The organism is Acinetobacter sp. NIPH 817 (assembly GCF_000368405.1).
Classification (GTDB): Bacteria; Pseudomonadota; Gammaproteobacteria; order Pseudomonadales; family Moraxellaceae; genus Acinetobacter.
The window spans coordinates 1,380,908-1,398,569 of sequence record NZ_KB849420.1 but is presented as its reverse complement, the minus strand read 5'-3'; the positions used below and the strand labels follow the sequence as shown (position 1 = coordinate 1,398,569).

The 17,662-nt window shown below is 37.7% G+C and carries 16 protein-coding genes; 6 read left to right on the top strand and 10 right to left on the bottom strand.

The window, feature by feature from the left end; translation table 11 throughout:
- Window positions 1-37: 37 nt before the first annotated feature.
- A complete protein-coding gene (locus tag F968_RS10225) occupies window positions 38-859 on the bottom strand; it encodes an OXA-213 family carbapenem-hydrolyzing class D beta-lactamase OXA-305 (RefSeq protein ID WP_004792810.1) in 822 nt (273 codons plus the stop codon).
- A gap of 500 nt (window positions 860-1,359) precedes the next feature.
- Here F968_RS10225 and F968_RS10220 point away from each other — a divergent pair, with 500 nt between their 5' ends.
- Window positions 1,360-1,923, top strand: coding sequence for an FxsA family protein (locus F968_RS10220; protein WP_004792808.1), 564 nt, complete (start codon window positions 1,360-1,362; stop codon window positions 1,921-1,923).
- Between the two features lie 65 nt (window positions 1,924-1,988).
- Here F968_RS10220 and F968_RS10215 read toward each other — a convergent pair whose 3' ends face one another.
- The gene (locus F968_RS10215) at window positions 1,989-2,183 is read right to left on the bottom strand and encodes a hypothetical protein (RefSeq protein ID WP_004792806.1); all 195 of its coding nucleotides are present in this window, start codon (window positions 2,181-2,183) and stop codon (window positions 1,989-1,991) included.
- Between the two features lie 258 nt (window positions 2,184-2,441).
- Here F968_RS10215 and F968_RS20455 point away from each other — a divergent pair, with 258 nt between their 5' ends.
- Complete coding sequence (locus F968_RS20455; RefSeq protein ID WP_004792804.1) at window positions 2,442-2,690, top strand: hypothetical protein; 249 nt, start codon at window positions 2,442-2,444, stop codon at window positions 2,688-2,690.
- A gap of 124 nt (window positions 2,691-2,814) precedes the next feature.
- Here F968_RS20455 and metK read toward each other — a convergent pair whose 3' ends face one another.
- Window positions 2,815-3,981 (bottom strand): methionine adenosyltransferase, encoded by a 1,167-nt coding sequence (gene metK / locus F968_RS10210; RefSeq protein ID WP_004792802.1) that lies wholly within the window; start codon window positions 3,979-3,981, stop codon window positions 2,815-2,817.
- A gap of 538 nt (window positions 3,982-4,519) precedes the next feature.
- Here metK and tkt point away from each other — a divergent pair.
- The gene (gene tkt / locus F968_RS10205) at window positions 4,520-6,508 is read left to right on the top strand and encodes a transketolase (RefSeq protein WP_004792800.1); all 1,989 of its coding nucleotides are present in this window, start codon (window positions 4,520-4,522) and stop codon (window positions 6,506-6,508) included.
- Between the two features lie 57 nt (window positions 6,509-6,565).
- On the opposite strand, the gene F968_RS10200 is transcribed toward tkt, so the two are convergent.
- Window positions 6,566-6,973, bottom strand: coding sequence for an OsmC family protein (locus tag F968_RS10200; protein WP_004792798.1), 408 nt, complete (start codon window positions 6,971-6,973; stop codon window positions 6,566-6,568).
- Between the two features lie 216 nt (window positions 6,974-7,189).
- Here F968_RS10200 and F968_RS10195 point away from each other — a divergent pair, with 216 nt between their 5' ends.
- Complete coding sequence (locus F968_RS10195; protein ID WP_004792796.1) at window positions 7,190-7,780, top strand: YceI family protein; 591 nt, start codon at window positions 7,190-7,192, stop codon at window positions 7,778-7,780.
- Between the two features lie 44 nt (window positions 7,781-7,824).
- Here F968_RS10195 and F968_RS10190 read toward each other — a convergent pair whose 3' ends face one another.
- Window positions 7,825-8,415 (bottom strand): lecithin retinol acyltransferase family protein, encoded by a 591-nt coding sequence (locus F968_RS10190; protein WP_004792795.1) that lies wholly within the window; start codon window positions 8,413-8,415, stop codon window positions 7,825-7,827.
- A gap of 191 nt (window positions 8,416-8,606) precedes the next feature.
- On the opposite strand from F968_RS10190, the gene F968_RS10185 reads away from it, so the two are divergent.
- Window positions 8,607-9,353, top strand: a complete 747-nt coding sequence (locus F968_RS10185; protein WP_004792793.1) for a phosphodiester glycosidase family protein — start codon at window positions 8,607-8,609, stop codon at window positions 9,351-9,353.
- Window positions 9,354-9,388: 35 nt separating this feature from the next.
- Here F968_RS10185 and F968_RS10180 read toward each other — a convergent pair whose 3' ends face one another.
- From F968_RS10180 to putA, 4 genes are all read right to left on the bottom strand, one after another.
- Window positions 9,389-9,619 (bottom strand): hypothetical protein, encoded by a 231-nt coding sequence (locus tag F968_RS10180; RefSeq protein ID WP_003651412.1) that lies wholly within the window; start codon window positions 9,617-9,619, stop codon window positions 9,389-9,391.
- A 247-nt stretch (window positions 9,620-9,866) separates the two neighbouring features.
- Window positions 9,867-10,952 carry a tRNA (uridine(54)-C5)-methyltransferase TrmA gene (gene trmA, locus F968_RS10175; RefSeq protein ID WP_004792791.1) on the bottom strand — a complete coding sequence of 362 codons (1,086 nt, stop codon included), beginning with the start codon at window positions 10,950-10,952 and terminating at the stop codon, window positions 9,867-9,869.
- 106 nt (window positions 10,953-11,058) lie between these two features.
- Window positions 11,059-11,532 carry a GrpB family protein gene (locus F968_RS10170; protein WP_004792789.1) on the bottom strand — a complete coding sequence of 158 codons (474 nt, stop codon included), beginning with the start codon at window positions 11,530-11,532 and terminating at the stop codon, window positions 11,059-11,061.
- 106 nt (window positions 11,533-11,638) lie between these two features.
- Entirely contained in the window at window positions 11,639-15,391 is a 3,753-nt protein-coding gene (putA, locus tag F968_RS10165) for a trifunctional transcriptional regulator/proline dehydrogenase/L-glutamate gamma-semialdehyde dehydrogenase (protein WP_004792788.1), read from the bottom strand.
- 124 nt (window positions 15,392-15,515) lie between these two features.
- Here putA and F968_RS10160 point away from each other — a divergent pair, with 124 nt between their 5' ends.
- Window positions 15,516-16,004, top strand: coding sequence for an Lrp/AsnC ligand binding domain-containing protein (locus F968_RS10160; protein WP_004792785.1), 489 nt, complete (start codon window positions 15,516-15,518; stop codon window positions 16,002-16,004).
- 33 nt (window positions 16,005-16,037) lie between these two features.
- Here the strand turns inward: F968_RS10160 and putP are convergent, their stop codons facing one another.
- Window positions 16,038-17,528 (bottom strand): sodium/proline symporter PutP, encoded by a 1,491-nt coding sequence (putP, locus tag F968_RS10155; RefSeq protein ID WP_004792784.1) that lies wholly within the window; start codon window positions 17,526-17,528, stop codon window positions 16,038-16,040.
- Window positions 17,529-17,662: the final 134 nt, after the last annotated feature.

Genomic DNA, 17,662 nt, shown 5'->3' with positions numbered 1-17,662 from the left:
TATAATGTGAAGTATAAACTGGGCTATAGAGCCTAAATTATAAAACGCCGAGTTGTTCTAATCCCTTATAAGCAATCTCTTTTCGGATAGAACTAGGGATTCCTTTTTTCATTTCTAAATTGAGCGAGAATGCCACAATTTCTCCTTGCGGTTGAACGACCCAGCCGGTTAACCAGCCAACTTGTGGTTCAACATCCCATCCCCAACCACTTTTAGCATAAATTTTACGTCCATTTTTTTCTTCTATAAACACCATTGATTGGACTTGCTCTTGTACATTTTTACTAAATGGAAGAGTTTTATTAGCTAATTTATAAGCAAATTGGGTTTCTTGCTCAGGTGTAATTTTAAGTGGACCGACAAGCCAAAAATTATCTACTTTTGAACCAATATCAGCATTACCGAAACCAATACGTTTTACCTCTTTAGTCATAAGATCAAGTCTAATACGACGAGCTAGTTCTTGATAAACTGGAATAGCAGAAGCTTTCATAGCATCGCCTAGAGTCATGTCCTTTTCCCAATCAGGAAATAAACGCTTTTGCCCATCCCATTTAAATATTTCAGTTGTCGTTGCTTTATGATGTTCAAGTCCAATTAAAGCATTTAGCATTTTAAAGGTAGAGGCGGGAACATATTCGGTTGATGCTCTTTTAAGATCATTGCCATAAATTTCTTCGGTTTGCCCACGCTTAACCACTAAAACTCCTGTGGTCTGTGCCTGATCAAACAGAGATTTAATTTCTTCTGAATTTTTATTGGCGGAAATAGAATGTATTTGATGTTGTTTTACCGTGTTAGAAGAGCAGGCAGATAAAAATAGAGTAGCTGTTGCAACGACAAGGACTTTTTTATACATAGCTTTGACTGAGTTTAATTTGTGAAGTGTTATTAATTAATTTAACTTGGATAGAACTGACTTTAGATAGGTAAAATGTAAGCTATTTAGGGAAATCTACATGTTAGTGGAACTTTTAAAGTTTTCTAAAGATAAAGCGGAAATAAAGGAACAGTCTGAACTTTGTTAAGTAAATAAGACCTTTTTTGACTAAATATGTTCTTTTTAGAAGAGTTTTTCGCTCAAATAGAGTAAAAAATTTAAAATCTGATTGAAGTGGCACTTGATAAACCTGATACAGCACTCATTAATAAGAAAGCATGTTTGTTTTTATCGAGTTAAAATCAAATGTACTCCAGTATTGCAGACTCTTTCCCATGCGATAGTTCTTGTTAATTTTTTAGAAAATAGACAGAACAATCAGAGTTAAGAGAAATGCTTAATCCTTATGTGAAACTTAAATAGGGTTAGGTCAAATAAAACTGCAATGAATTTTCTTTTTGAGATAGATAAAGTTTTACATGAATTTACTTCTTATTGTAGTTCTGGGCGCGATTGTTGAAATTGCCGTATGGATTGGCGTAGCACAGTTCATCAGTGGATGGTACGTGTTCTTTTGGTTCATTATTGCTTTCTTTATTGGTTTGGGGCTTATTCGCAGAAGTACTGCTGGTATTATGCCTCAATTACAGCAAATGCAGATGACAGGCCAGCTAGGTAGTGACCCAACTGTAACTAAAAAACTTGCTTACGCTTTTGCAGGTTTCTTATTAATGTTGCCTGGTCTTGTATCTGATGTTTTGGCTGTTTTAATTTTGATTCCTAGTGTTCAAACTGCATTTCGTAACATAGCGATGAGAACTCTTGCAAAACGCCAACAAGCTATGATGAATAAAATGATGGGTGGTATGGGCGGTAATGCTTCAGGACAAAATCCATTTGCTGATTTAATGCGTCAAATGCAAGATATGCAGAATCAGCAAGGTGGTGGTCAAGGCCAATACCATGACTCAAACATTATTGATGGCGAAGCGCGAGATGTTACGCCAAACCACAAAAAAATTGAGCATAAAAATAAAGATTAATAAGTAATTATGTTATGAAAAAGCTTAAACCTCATGGGTTTAAGCTTTTTTTATTTCTAAAATTATTATTGATTTCGAGAAACCGAAGCAGATGAAACACTATCGTCTATTTCTAATTGAGTTTCTTCTTGTGGTTTCGGCTGTGGTTGATATTTATTTGAAGGTAGAGCGGTTTGCTTGTTTTCAGATTGTTGATAACCTCGACTTCGGTTTGCTCTTTCGCGAAAGCCACCCTTATTAATCAGCTGTGTATGAGACATGCATTTGCCTAAAATGTGAGATTATTCGCTTATTTTAGCAAATTTGGCAAAATATCAAAATAAGAAAAATAGTGCCAAAAAAATAATATTTAACTTATATTTTTGTATTTTAATAATATTTTTTAATTGACTCAATTGTTCATTCAGATTGAATTATCTTTTCATTTCACATAGGATAAATATAAAGGATGTATAAATTAAAAATGCAGCAAACCTATTAAAAAAACAACGGTTGAAATGAGGGAAGGAGGGTTACCTATGCTATATCAATACCATTGTGCGTGTTGCGACAAAGTTGTGGCATCAACTGATAAATCATGTCCATATTGTGGTTCGCAACATATTCGAAGCCCGTATGGTTTGTGGGTGTTTTGTGTGATGGCTTGTCTAGCGGTTGTCGTTGTATTTAAAGTTGTCCATATTTACGTCCAGAACCATCAAGATACTCCGACGCAGTCAACATTACTTGATGTATTAAATCAGGATGATAAAACCACAAGACAATAAATTTTGATCAGAGCTACAAATGATATGGCATCAAGGATGGTTGCTAGAAGAGCAAACCCTACATATTATGAAATTTGAAGTGTAAAAAAGCCCGCTCATTGGCGGGCTTTTTTATGACTTTATATTAGAGGCCAGCAGCATCTTTAAGAGCTTCAACTTTATCAGTTTTTTCCCATGTAAATGCAGTATCTGATCCTTCGCGACCAAAGTGGCCATAAGCCGCAGTTTGTTTATACATTGGCTGAATAAGATCCAGCATACGAGTAATACCAAACGGTCTTAAATCGAAATGATCACGTACAAGTTGAATAATCAACTCATCAGAAACTTTTGCTGTACCAAATGTATTAATTGAAATTGAAGTAGGTTCTGCTACACCAATTGCATAACTCACCTGAATTTCACATTTGTCAGCAAGACCAGCTGCTACAATATTTTTTGCAACATAACGGCCTGCATATGCAGCAGAACGGTCAACTTTAGATGGATCTTTACCAGAGAAAGCACCACCGCCGTGACGAGCCATACCACCGTATGTATCAACAATAATTTTACGACCGGTTAAACCACAGTCACCTACAGGGCCGCCAATAACGAACATACCTGTTGGGTTAATGTGGAATTTAGTCGCAGCGTGGAACATTTCCGCAGGAATGATCGGCTTGATAATTTCTTCAATAACAGCTTCTTTAAGCTGGCTTTGAGTAATTTCAGGATCATGTTGAGTAGACAAAACAACTGCATCTAGACGTACAGGCTTGCCATTTTCATATGCAAAAGTAACTTGGCTTTTTGCATCTGGGCGTAACCATGGAAGTGTGCCTGAGCGACGAAGTTCAGCCTGACGTTCCATTAAACGGTGAGCATAAGAAATCGGAGCAGGCATTAAAACATCTGTTTCACGACTTGCATAACCGAACATTAAACCTTGGTCACCGGCACCTTGATCTTCAGGTTTTTGACGGTCTACACCTTGAGCAATCTCTGGTGATTGTTTACCAATCATATTGATTACAGCACATGTTGATCCATCAAAGCCAAGATCAGAGTGGTGGTATCCAATACCGTTAACAGTATTACGAACAACAGCTTCAACATCAATATTAGCAGTCGTTGTTACTTCACCAGCAAGTACAACAGCGCCTGTTTTTACCAGTGTTTCACATGCAACACGTGCGTATGGGTCTTCTTTTAAGATTGCATCCAAAATAGCGTCGCTAATTTGGTCGGCCATTTTATCGGGATGACCTTCGCTTACAGATTCCGAGGTAAAAACAGCGTACTCGCGCATGAAAGTCCTATCTTGGTTATTTCAAAAGACATAATATGTTACATCGACTTGAGCTTAAGGACCAGTTCATACTGGCCAAAAAGCATGAATTTGTTTCATTTATACTGTGTTTTAATTGATAAGTGTATTAGTAAAATTGATATAAAGAATGTTTATTTAAAGTATTGGTATTTTAATAACTAGTTATTAGAGTACTTTTTAGACATATGAATTAACAAAAAGATTATGTCTTACAAGTAGGATTTTAAAGAAAAGAAACATGATCGACCTAGATAGAGATTTCAAAATATTTTATCTATATATCAAAGTCTAATAGAACGGTCTGTTCGTATAGGGAAGCAGTATTTAAGAAAATGAGCACTGTTTTGTATAACTTAAAGGTCCAAATGATTTTTGTGTAACCAAGAAACGGTTAAAAATAAAGAAATATACTATGTTGGGGTTTACCCTCAGCCTTTTTTTTAAGACAATATAGCGGCATTGAATTGTTATTCATCTTCTTCTTTTCATCAATCTATTAAAATTGGATTCTGATCTTATGACGACCCCTTTAAACGAACGTCGTATTGCAAATGCAATTCGTGTATTGGCAATGGATGCTGTGCAACAGGCAAACTCAGGGCATCCTGGTGCTCCAATGGGGATGGCAGATATTGCTGACGTCGTCTGGCGCGAGTTTTTAAATCACAACCCAACTAACCCACAATGGGCAAACCGCGACCGTTTCGTTTTATCAAACGGCCATGGTTCAATGTTGCAATACGCTTTGCTTCATTTAACAGGTTATGATCTTTCAATTGAAGATTTAAAACAGTTCCGTCAATTACATTCAAAAACTCCTGGTCACCCTGAATATGGTTATGCACCAGGTATCGAAACAACCACTGGCCCTTTAGGCCAAGGTATTGCTAATGCAGTTGGTTTTGCATTGGCAGAAAAGACTTTAGCTGCTCAGTTCAATAAAGATGATTTAAAAGTAGTTGATCACTTTACTTATTGTTTCTTAGGCGATGGCTGTTTAATGGAAGGTATTTCTCACGAAGTATGTTCTTTAGCAGGTACTTTACAGCTTGGTAAATTGATTGCTTATTATGATGACAATGGCATTTCAATTGATGGTGAAGTAGAAGGTTGGTTCAGCGATGATACAGAAGAGCGTTTTAAAGCCTATGGTTGGCAAGTTCTTCGTGTAGATGGGCATGATGCTGATGCGATTCGTCAAGCAACAATCGAAGCAAAAGCTGAAACTCAAAAACCAACAATCATTATGTGTAAAACGATTATTGGTTTAGGTTCACCAAATAAACAAGGTAAAGAAGACTGTCATGGTGCGCCATTAGGTAAAGATGAGATTACTTTAACTCGTGAAGCATTAGGCTGGAAAGAAGAAGCATTCGTTATTCCTGCTGATGTATATGCTGCATGGGATGCGAAAGCAAAAGGTACTGAATCTGAAGCAGCTTGGGATGCGGTATTTGCACAATATCAAGCAAAATACCCAACTGAAGCAGCTGAGTTACTTCGTCGTATTAGCGGTGACTTACCAGCTGAATTTGCAGCACAAGCTGATGCTTTCATTCGTGAAACAAATGCGAAAGGCGAAACCATCGCAACACGTAAAGCGAGCCAAAACACATTACAAGCATTTGGTCCTTTATTGCCTGAATTGTTAGGTGGTTCTGCTGACTTAGCTGGTTCTAACTTAACGCTTTGGAAAGGTTGCCAAGGTATTCAAGAAAACCCAGCTGGTAACTACGTATATTATGGCGTACGTGAGTTCGGTATGACTGCAATTGCGAATGGCGTTGCATTGCATGGCGGTTTTGTTCCTTACGTTGCAACATTCTTAATGTTTATGGAATATGCGCGTAATGCAGTACGCATGTCTGCATTGATGAAACAACGTGTAATTCATGTTTATACACATGACTCAATTGGTTTAGGTGAAGATGGTCCAACTCACCAACCAATCGAACAAATTGCTTCTTTACGTGGTACACCGAACCTAAATACATGGCGTCCTGCTGATACTGTAGAAACTGCTACTGCGTGGAAATCTGCTCTAGAGCGTAAAGATGGCCCTACAGCACTTATTTTCTCTCGTCAAAACTTACCATTCCAAGCACGTTCTGAAGAACAAATTCAAAATGTTGCAAAGGGTGGTTATGTTCTTGCTCAAGAAAAAGGCGAATTGAAAGCAATCATTATTGCAACTGGTTCTGAAATTTCTTTAGCAATGGAAGCTTATGCTCAACTTGATGGTGTGCGTGTAGTTTCTATGCCATGTGCAGAAGAGTTTATGAAACAAGACGCTGCATATCGTGAAGCTGTATTACCAGCTCATATCCGTGCACGTGTTGCAGTTGAAGCAGCTCATGTGGACTACTGGTGGAAGTTTGTTGGTCTTGATGGCAAAGTAATTGGTATGACAACTTATGGTGAGTCTGCACCAGCAAAAGACTTGTTCCAATTCTTTGGTATTACAACTGAAGCTGTTGTTACGGCAGTAAAAGAATTAACTGCTTAAATATTAAAGTAGTGTAAAAAAAGCGCTCCTCATGGAGCGCTTTTTTATATTTGAAGATTAAATGCTAAGTTCGGTTTGAATATTAATTTGAGATGTCAGTAATTTATGAATAGGGCAGTTTTCAGCAACTTTTAATAAGCGCTTGTGTTGATCTTCCGTGAATTCACCTTTGAGTGTGATTTTGCGTTCAATATTATTTTGGCCTTTCTCTGGTTCACCATTTGGGTTTAATGTTAAGTCCACTTGAACATGATCAATCTTAATACCTTTAAGATTTGCATACATCTCTAATGTGATGGTAGTGCAAGCACCTAAAGCAGACAGTAAGATTTGAACTGGGTTTGGTGCAGTATCTTGCCCACCTTTATCAGTTGGTTCATCAGCAAACCATTGGTGACCTGAAGGATCGGTAAGAGTTACTCGATATGGAGTGGAAGTACTTTGTGCTTGAGCAGTGTTAGCCATGTTTTACCTTATTATTAATCAAAAATCGAAGTAAAAACGAATTAATTTAAGAATCCAGACACGGTACGATAGTACCTATACTTTATAATATTGTTTTTAAATAATAACTGTAACGCGTTTATTGTTGCATGGATGAAACATATCGTTTTATAAAGAATAGTGAATTAAATTACTTGATGTATACACTAATGACTATATCAATAAAGGATACGAAAAATGCATCTTAAAACATTAAGCTTCGGTTTGGCAGTAGCATTGGCTAGTTCAGTTACTTTAGCTGCTCCAGTTGACTACAAAATTGATCCAACACATACAGCTACTGTTTTCTCGTGGAATCACTTTGGTTTCTCTACTCCAAGCGCTAACTTCTCAGATATCCAAGGTGTAATTAAAGTTGATAATGCTAAACCAGCAAACTCATCTGTTAATGTAACTATTCCTTTAAGCAGCTTAAATACAAACGTTCCTGCTTTAGATAAAGAGTTCCAAGAAGAAGCTTGGTTTAATGCAGCTAAATATCCAAACATTACTTTTAAAAGTACTAAAGTTGAAACCAAAGACAAAAAGCACTTTAAAATTACTGGTGACTTAACTGTTAAAGGTGTAACTAAACCTGTTGTACTTGATGCTGTTTTAAACAAGCAAGGCGAACACCCAATGGCAAAAGTTCCAGCGATTGGTTTCAATGCTACAACTTCATTCAAACGCTCTGACTTTGGTCTAGGTAACTACGTTCCAAATGTAGGCGATAAGATCACTGTAAATATTACCACTGAAGCAACTGCTGCTAGTGTAGCTAAAAAATAAGTTTTAAGTTTTCTAAAAAGCCCTCAGATATGAGGGCTTTTTTATTAAATTGGTTCTTTTTTATCGGGATCTATAAATATTAAAGGGACTGAAGGATCAATATTCCTTTTTTCAGATTTTTCTCTGAGGAATTGGTAAGTAGGAACCTTCATTTTTGCTTGATCACGCAATTTCTTCTTAATATAAAGAACAAGAGCAAAACATGTGGTTGCGACAGTAAGCATCATACCATTCATATAGCTCATGATTGAACTTACATAACCGATGGTCGTTAATCGGTGCATCATACGTTCAACTTGGGTACTACTTTCAATTCCGGTAATTGCCCAACTGCATAAGTGTTCGCAGTTATTAATAATCAGATGGTAATTGTTTTCATGCATACGTGAACGCATGCGGCGCACGATAGCTTTGCCTTTATAGCGCGGCTTGTCATAAGAGCGAACGTGTATTTTTTTGCCATGCGAGAATGCATCTATTGAAGTGATTTCAATTGGGCGTTTTTTGATGAAATGCGCTAAGCCTGAATAATGGATAACTCGACCTCTCCCCGCATATATACCATGATGGCTATAGCCGAGATGTTTTACGATGAGATGAGCCCCTAGGGGGTAGCGCTTATTCGGTTGTTGCATGCTTACGCTGATCCAATAAAGTGTAAATGGCTTTTATTGAAAGCTGCCAACATTATAACCAATATCAGTCATGTGGAGTGTATTGATTACGTCGAATGAATGAGTTTGGTACATACCTAATCTATTTGTCTTTATTGTATATAATTTAAAGATTTCATATGAAGGAAAAATGTCATGCTTGGGGACACTAAATGAAATGGTTGATATGGTGCTTAACGATATATGGTCTTTTGATTCAGTCTGTCTATGCCATAGAACATCAGCAACTTAAAACGGCGGAGGGCGATCAATATGATGTGATTGCAATTAGCAATTTAAAACAGTTGCGTTTGTTTCTTAAGAATTCCACTAATCAACAGTATTACAAAAGCTTTAATAATATTCAGAAAAATTTAAAGCAATGTGAGCGTCTTTCTTTTGCAATGAATGCAGGGATGTTTCATCCGGGATTTTCTCCAGTAGGGCTGTATGTTGAACAGGCTAAAGTAATTCAGCCATTAAATGAAAATAAAGGATTGGGAAATTTCTTTTTACAGCCGAATGGTGTGCTAGGTTGGAATAAAAAACAGGCCTTTATTTTAACAACACAGCAATATAGTCGACGCGATTTGAACGTTGAGTATGCGACACAATCTGGCCCGATGTTAGTTATTGATGGGAAGATAAACTCCCTTTTTTTACCAGACTCTCAATCGAATAAAATTCGTAATGGCGTGGGTATTCGAAATAATAAGCTCTACTTTGTAATATCGAAAAATAGCGTGAGTTTCTACAGATTTGCTCAGTTCTTTCAAAGAAATCTTGAGGTAGAGCAGGCTTTATATCTTGATGGTTCTATTTCTAGTTTATATATTCAAAAAAACAAGCGTAACGATCAATTGTTTGAAATGGGGCCAATGGTGGGTTCGGTTAATCAGACAGACTGTCGAGTAAAGTGAAATATAAAAAAGCCAGTACAAGACTGGCTTTTTTATTAGTGAATAGATGGTTTTTGAGTGAGTTCATTTAACTCTTTTCGGCTATAACCACGGGAAATAAGAACTTTTTTTATTCCCTTAATGACATCTTCATCTGTTGCTAGTGCAAGAGCACTTAGAAGTTGTTCATTTGTTTTACATGAGCAGTCATTTTCAACACAAGCAGTTTGGTTTTTATGCTCGTTATGCTGTTGATCTGCTAAGAACAGCTTTTGCCAAAAACTCATAGAGCCTTCATATACAACTTAACATAGATCGAAATATAGCCAGTTTAAAATAAAATACAAGTCTCTATAAGTGATAAAACCACCAATTGAACTCAAGAATTTTCGATAGGAATGCTCGAGTTAAACGAAATTATGACAGATAGATGACTTGATATTTTTTTAAAATTTAAATAGTTAAATAAAAAACATTAAAAAATAAGGAGGTATATAACCTCCTTACTTAAAAATTTACAATGAAAGATTTTGTTTAAATCTTCTCAAGTAATACACCTGACTCAACATGATGCGTATAAGGGAATTGATCGAACAATGCAAACTTAGTAATACGGTGAGTTAAACCTAATATTTTTAAGTTCTCATACAATGTATCTGGGTTGCATGAAATATAAATAATACGTTCAAAACCCTGTAATAATTTCAAAGTTTCATCATCAATCCCTGCACGTGGGGGATCAACAAATACGGTATCAAAATCATAGCTCTGAATATCAATATTTGCTTCTTGTAGACGGCGGAATTCGCGCTCACCTTGATAAGCTTGAGTGAATTCTTCAGCTGAAAGACGGGCTACTTGAATATTATCAATCTGATTTTGTTCGATGTTCCATTGAGCAGCATAAACAGAGGATTTTGCAAGTTCTGTTGCCAAAACGCGTTCAAACTTTAAAGAAAGCGGAAGAGTAAAGTTACCGTTACCACAGTAAAGCTCTAATAAGTGTTTTTTCGATCCTTCCGCCGCATCGCATGCCCATTGCAGCATTTTTTTGCAAACCTGTGCATTTGGCTGAGTAAAGCTACTTTCAATTTGTTTGTATTTAAATGAACGGTTTAAAAGTTCAAATTCTTCAACGACAAAATCATCACCAATAATAATTTTCTGGCCACGACTGCGGCCCATAATTTTAATGTCTAACTTCTCTGCAAGTGCTTTAGCTGCCTGTTCCCATTCTTGATCTAATTTACGGTGGTAGATTAAGGTAACTAACATTTCTCCGCTAAGTGTAGCAAGGAAATCAGCTTCGAATATACGGCTAGAAAGCTTGGGTTCCGCTTTAAGTTCTTCCAAAAGCTTTGGCATTAAATCATTAATGCTTTGGTCTGCAATCGGAAATTCATCAATGCGTACAACTGTTTTTTGCTTGTCATCATTGTTACGTTCAAACATGGCATAGAACATGTCATTTTCTGTATGCCAGATACGAAACTCAGCACGCATACGGAAATGTTGTTCAGGTGATTCAAACACTTCTAATGTAGGTGGAGTAAATTCGGAAAATTGGGCAGTAATGCGATCAATTTTAGTTTGAAGTTGTTGATGATAAGAAGAGGTCATAGACAAAGAAAATTTAGACAGAATCAAATAGTGAATGGTATCAAAAAAAACGGGGTTACAGGAGCCAATTTTAGCTAGATATCAATAAGCAAGACTAACGTTATAATTAAGGATGTTTCAAAACGCGATTAATAAAACCTGTTTTTATTGTTCTATATTGATCATGATCTAAATGGCTACACTCTAATTTTAATTGGTTATATTCGTTGACTAGAGTTGGAGAATCCATAAGCTTATTTCTAAATGTTAAGAAAAATGTGAATACTGAATCCGTTACTACAATTTGAAATGCCACATCATCGTTGTTGAGTGATTCGAGCATACAAAGCTCATGTGTCCTTAGCGTATTTTGCTTCTCTATAAAATTAAGTGTTTTTAACTGCGCTATTGCGAATTCAAAATGCTCAGGTTTAACTTCAATGTAAATATCTAGATCACCTTTTGAAATAGCATTCGGTATTGCAGATGAACCAATGTGCTCAATTTGGGCAAATGGTAGAAGTGAGGAAATATCTTTGTGATACGAATTAAAAAGTTGAGCGCATCTTTGTTGATATTGTTCTGGTTCTAAAAAGACCATTATGAAAATCTCAATTTGCTAAAATTTATATATTTAAGAATAGATTACTTTATTAAATAAAAAAGCCCAAATACTGAGATTTGGGCTTTTTTAGAAAAATTATCGATTAATCAGTCATTGTCATTAAGCTTGCGTTACCACCAGCTGCAGCTGTATTCACACTAATCGCACGTTCAATCACTAAACGTTCAAGTGGAATAGTTTCATTCGGCTCAACGTGTGTAATACCAACAATTGCACCAGAACGTTTAGCAACTTCTTGCTGTAATGAGAAGATTTCTTCACGGTTACCATGGTGTAAAACTGCATCAAAATCATCTGATGTGATGTTCTTAACCGTAGTAATTGCTGCAAGCACATCTTTTGGCAAAGTTTGTTTGTATTTTGCCAATAATGGACTATTAGGCATTACTGCTGCTTGGCTACCCACTGCAAAAATTGCGAGCAACTGATGCAATTGATTTTGTTCAGTGTCTGCAATTGAAAGCACACGATGGCGCGGCAAAATAATATATTGGTTACTTTCCCCAGTAGGGCCTTGTAACTCATAGAATTTACCCACACCAAATGGTTCAATCTCACGATTTGCTTGCGGTAAATGCTGTTTCGCCCAATTTTGTAAGCTCTGATAAACCTCACGGTTAAAGCCTTCAAAAGCAGTTTGCTCATTCTTCATGGCAAATGGTGTTGCCAGTACTTTGTTTGAACAGTGCTGCATTAAGCGGTACATATATAGCGGACCACCAGCTTTTGGACCTGTACCAGATAGACCTTCACCACCGAATGGTTGCACACCAACTACAGCACCAACAATATTACGGTTGATATAGAGGTTACCAACTTCAGCATGTTGAATGACGGTTTGGATGGTTTCATCAATACGGGTATGTAGACCCATTGTTAAACCATAACCTTTGGCATTAATACGTGAAATGAGTTGTTCGAGTTCACCATACTTATAGGTAATGATGTGTAAAACTGGACCAAAGACTTCACGTTGCAAATCATCAAGATTAGGTAACTCAATTGCCGTTGGTACAACAAAAGTTCCTTTATCTAATTCATTTTGGCTTGTTGCTCCAAACATCAACTGATGTACAGGGTAGCCTTTAGACTTCATTTTTTGGATGTGCTGGTCAATCGTCTGTTTTGCTTCGTCATCAATAACAGGACCAATGTCAGTTTTTAAAATTGCAGGGTTACCTACAATTAACTGTTGCATTGCACCTTTAAGCATTTTAATCACGGTTGCAGCACTGTCTTCTTGCACACATAAAATACGTAAAGCAGAGCAACGCTGACCCGCGCTATCAAAAGCAGAACTAACAACATCAAGCACAACTTGTTCAGTTAAAGCTGAGGAGTCCACAATCATGGCGTTTTGACCGCCAGTCTCTGCAATGAGAGGGATAGATTGACCATTATCAGATAAACGTTTCGCAACAGTTTTCTGTAAAATTTTTGCAACTTCAGTCGAGCCAGTAAACATGATGCCATCGATACGACTATCTTGGCTAAGCTGAGCACCCACTGTTTCACCACGACCAGGAAGTAGCTGTACAGCACCATGTGGAATACCAGCTTCCCATAAAATCTGAACTGCTTGAGCTGCGATTAATGGTGTTTGTTCAGCAGGTTTAGCAATAACACAGTTACCACTCACTAATGCTGCAGCAATTTGGCCAGAGAAAATCGCAAGAGGGAAGTTCCATGGGCTAATACAAAGTACAGTACCTAAAGGCTGAATAGCTGTATTTGCAGGAAGATTCTCAACTTGAGTTGCGTAGTAACGTAGGAAATCTACAGCTTCACGAACTTCTGCAATGGCATTGGCATAAGTTTTCCCGCTTTCACGGCAAAGTAAAACCATCAATTCTTGAATGCGACTTTCCATTAGGTCAGCTGCACGTTTTAAGTGTTGAGCACGCTGTTCTTTAGGCGTATTTGACCATTCTGATTGAGCTTGTTCAGCTGCAGTAAGAGCGATTTCGACATGCTTAAGATCAGCTTCTTGCACATAACCAACAATTTCATCATTTTGTGCTGGGTTTGTAATTGCAACAGAATGACCTTGCTCTAATGAATCGTTATTTGCCAATAATGGATGGCTTTGCCAAACACGATTACGTAATTCTTGAGCTTTGCTGTCTAGAGCTGCAAGTGGAGCATCATTTGCTAAATCATAGCCTTTAGAGTTTTTACGAAGTGTTCCGTATATATCTAAAGGTAGTGGAATAGATGGATGTTTTAAACCAATCGAACCCTCAAGCTTAGCTGCATTACGAATATCGTAAATTGGAGACTGAATAAGATCATCAACTTTAAGCGTTTTATCGGCAATACGGTTAACGAATGAAGTATTCGCGCCATTTTCAAGTAAACGACGAACTAAATAAGCCAACAAAGTTTCATGGTTACCAACAGGAGCATAAATACGGCATGGCACGCCTAATTTATTTTGCTCACGTGGACCAACAACTTGTTCATAAAGCGGCTCGCCCATGCCATGTAAACATTGGAACTCATACTGACCAGCATAATATTTGCTTGGATCAGCTAAATGATAGATCGTTGCCAATGTTTGAGCATTATGAGTAGCAAATTGCGGATAGATGAACTCTGGCGCTGCAAGTAATTTTTTAGCACAAGCGATATAAGATAAATCGGTATGTACTTTACGAGTGAAGACAGGGTAGTCATCCATACCTTCGATTTGTGCTTTCTTAATTTCGCTATCCCAATACGCACCTTTCACAAGACGGATCATGAGGCGTTTTTGGCTGCGTTTAGCAAGGTCAATAATATAATCAACCACGAAGAAACAGCGTTTTTGATAAGCTTGAATAACGAAACCGATGCCTTTCCAGTTTGCAAGTTCTGGCTCGAAGCAAAGACGTTCAAGTAATTCAAGCGAAATTTCTAAGCGTTCTGATTCTTCTGCATCAATATTTAAACCAATATTGTAATTTTTAGCCAAAAGAGCGAGTTCAAATACTTTGCCGTAAAGTTCTTGATGAACACGTTCAATTTGCGCGCGTTGATAGCGAGGGTGTAAAGCAGAAAGCTTGATTGAAATGCCCGGGCCATCATAAACACCTTTACCATTAGACGCTTTGCCAATTGCATGAATGGCTTGTGTATAATCGTTAAAGTAGCGTTCAGCATCATGTTCGGTTAAGGCTGCTTCACCTAACATATCGTAAGAATAGCGGAAACCTTTGTCTTCGAGTACTTTCGCATGGTCTACAGCTTCTTCAATGGTTTCACCAGTTACAAACTGTTCACCCATCATACGCATTGCAACGTCAACAGCTTTACGAATAATACCACGACCACTACGTGCTAAGAGGCCAGTAAGTACACTTGAAAGACTGGTTTGCTTTGGAGTTTCCATAAGCTTACCAGTTAACATGAGGCCCCATGCAGCAGCATTTACAAACATTAAGCTGCTTTGGCCAACGTGTTCTTTCCAGTTACCCTGATTGATCTTGTCTCGAATAAGCAAATCACGTGTTGCTGAATCTGGAATACGAAGCAAAGCTTCAGCAAGACACATGAGTGCCACGCCTTCTTGTGAAGAAAGAGAAAATTCTTGTAATAACCCTTGAACAATACCTGCTTTACCCGAAGAGGTCTTACGTTCACGTAAATTATTAGCAAGATTAAAAGCAAGGTCATAAATTTTATGATCTAAATCATCAGATACCGCAGCAGCTTGTAATAGCTCTTCTACAGCTTCTGGTTCAGCACGTCGCCAAGCTGTATTGATGCGTTGTTCAAACTCACTTTTATCGTTGAATTCGGTGATATAGCCTTGGTGAGATTTATCCATTTGATGAAAAGTATCCATTGTGTTCATATCTGTTTCCGCCAACCAGCTCTCGTAAACTCATCTTGAGTAGAGAGGTTTAGATAATTTATCATTACAGAAGAAACACCGAATAACTCACTATATTTAGCCAATTTTTTAGAGGAAAATTCAGATGAATGGCCCAATATTAAGCCTTGACCGCACTGATTTAAAAATTTTGGATATTCTTCAAACAGATGGGCGAATTTCTAATAGTAAATTGGCCGAACTTGTGAATTTATCTCCAACAGCTGTGATGGCCCGAGTTCAGAAATTAACGAAAGATGAATTCATCTTAGGATATGAAGCTAAATTAAATCCAGTTAAGTTAAATGCTAATTTTCTGGTGTTTGTTGAGGTATTACTGGATAAAACGACACCTAACGTTTTAGATGAATTTATTGATGCTGTGGTGCACTATCCGGAAATTGTTGAATGCCATATGGTGAGTGGTGGCTTTGATTTTCTAATTAAATTACGCAGTGGCAGTATGGAGGAATTTAGACGCATTGCTGGGCAGGTGTTGTGGCAATTGCCCGGAGTCAAAGAGACTCGTAGTTATCCAGTCATGCAAGTGGTAAAAGACACTTCTAAAATTAAAATTAAAACCAAGAATAAATAAAGGGGCCGAAGCCCCTTTATTTATTTCAATAACTTATACACTTTCTTTGTAGAGTTCATCTGCTTTTTCAAAACGCCCAGTTACCGTAGTATTTGGCGCTTTAGTTAAAAGACTAACAACAATGATGCTAATAAATGCAAGGATAAAGCCTGGAATAATTTCGTAAACACCTGTGCTTGCGAAAAGATTTTTCCAGCCAATTACTACAACTGCACCAACGATCATACCAGCTAAAGCACCTTGTAAATTCATACGTTTCCAGAACAATGACAAGATGATAAGCGGACCAAACGCTGCACCGAAGCCAGCCCATGCATAAGCAACAAGACCAAGAACCTTACTATCAGGGTTCCCTGCAAGAAAAATTGCAAGAAGAGCAATGGCGAGAACCATGAGACGACCAACCCATACGAGTTCTTTTTGAGATGCATTCTTACGGAGGAAACCTTTGTATAAATCTTCAGTTAAAGCACTTGAACATACCAAAAGTTGACAGCTTAGCGTGCTCATAACGGCAGCTAAAATTGCAGCCAAAATGATACCCACAATCCATGGATTGAATAAAATTTTAGTCAATTCCATGAATACAGTTTCAGGGTTTTTACTCACAACTGCTGCTAATTCAGGGTGTTGTTCAAAATAAGCAATACCGAAGAAACCAGCACCTACAGCACCGATTAAGCATAAAATCATCCACGTCATACCGATGCGACGAGCAGCAGGAATAGATTTTACTGAATCAGCCGCCATGAAACGTACAAGAATGTGGGGTTGACCAAAGTAACCGAGGCCCCATGCCATGGAGGATAAAACTGCTACCACCCCAAAATCTGAGAAGATGTTAAATGCATGTGGACGAGCAGTTTCAATGAGGGTAACAAAATGAGTTGTGTCCCCGATTGCAAGATAAGTCACAATTGGTGTTAACAATAGAGCAAAAATCATCAATCCAGCTTGGAATGTATCAGTCCAGCTAATTGCTAAGAATCCACCAATACAAACATAACTGATGGTTGCAATAGCACTGAGCCAAATGGCTGTGTTGTATGACATGCCGAATAAATTTTCAAATAAACGGGCACCAGCTACCATGCCTGAAGCACAGTAAATAGCGAAGAAAACCAAGATGATAACGGCAGAGAAAATGCGAAGTACTTTTTTCTGATCATCAAAACGGCTTGTAAAATAATCTGGCAAAGTTAATGCATTGTTTTGAATTTCAGTATGAACGCGTAATCGACCAGCAACCAGTAGCCAGTTAAGCCAAGCACCGATAATTAGACCAATTGCAATCCACGCTTCAGATAGACCAGAAAGATAAATCGCTCCAGGTAAACCCATGAGTAGCCAGCCACTCATGTCTGATGCGCCTGCGGATAACGCAGTAACGAAACTGCCTAAACTACGACCACCGAGAATATAATCGGAGAAGTCGCTTGTAGCACGGTAGGCAAATAAGCCAATAAGTACCATTGCTACGATGTACACCATAAACATGATGAGGGTGGGATCAAAATAACTCATGATGGATGTGTGTCCTTATATCCATAATCCGTGATTGTAACCTAATCCAGGTCGCTGTTTTCTTGTACGGCATTCAAGAGGTTGAGATTCAACCACAAAAGATTTTTTTTACTCTGTTATTTTTATATTATACT

Coding starts and splice junctions, on each gene's coding strand:
- F968_RS10225 (WP_004792810.1), bottom strand. CDS start 859: ATGTATAAAAAAGTCCTTGTCGTTGCAACAGCTACTCTATTTTTATCT.
- F968_RS10220 (WP_004792808.1), top strand. CDS start 1,360: ATGAATTTACTTCTTATTGTAGTTCTGGGCGCGATTGTTGAAATTGCC.
- F968_RS10215 (WP_004792806.1), bottom strand. CDS start 2,183: ATGTCTCATACACAGCTGATTAATAAGGGTGGCTTTCGCGAAAGAGCA.
- F968_RS20455 (WP_004792804.1), top strand. CDS start 2,442: ATGCTATATCAATACCATTGTGCGTGTTGCGACAAAGTTGTGGCATCA.
- metK (WP_004792802.1), bottom strand. CDS start 3,981: ATGCGCGAGTACGCTGTTTTTACCTCGGAATCTGTAAGCGAAGGTCAT.
- tkt (WP_004792800.1), top strand. CDS start 4,520: ATGACGACCCCTTTAAACGAACGTCGTATTGCAAATGCAATTCGTGTA.
- F968_RS10200 (WP_004792798.1), bottom strand. CDS start 6,973: ATGGCTAACACTGCTCAAGCACAAAGTACTTCCACTCCATATCGAGTA.
- F968_RS10195 (WP_004792796.1), top strand. CDS start 7,190: ATGCATCTTAAAACATTAAGCTTCGGTTTGGCAGTAGCATTGGCTAGT.
- F968_RS10190 (WP_004792795.1), bottom strand. CDS start 8,415: ATGCAACAACCGAATAAGCGCTACCCCCTAGGGGCTCATCTCATCGTA.
- F968_RS10185 (WP_004792793.1), top strand. CDS start 8,607: ATGAAATGGTTGATATGGTGCTTAACGATATATGGTCTTTTGATTCAG.
- F968_RS10180 (WP_003651412.1), bottom strand. CDS start 9,619: ATGAGTTTTTGGCAAAAGCTGTTCTTAGCAGATCAACAGCATAACGAG.
- trmA (WP_004792791.1), bottom strand. CDS start 10,952: ATGACCTCTTCTTATCATCAACAACTTCAAACTAAAATTGATCGCATT.
- F968_RS10170 (WP_004792789.1), bottom strand. CDS start 11,532: ATGGTCTTTTTAGAACCAGAACAATATCAACAAAGATGCGCTCAACTT.
- putA (WP_004792788.1), bottom strand. CDS start 15,391: ATGAACACAATGGATACTTTTCATCAAATGGATAAATCTCACCAAGGC.
- F968_RS10160 (WP_004792785.1), top strand. CDS start 15,516: ATGAATGGCCCAATATTAAGCCTTGACCGCACTGATTTAAAAATTTTG.
- putP (WP_004792784.1), bottom strand. CDS start 17,528: ATGAGTTATTTTGATCCCACCCTCATCATGTTTATGGTGTACATCGTA.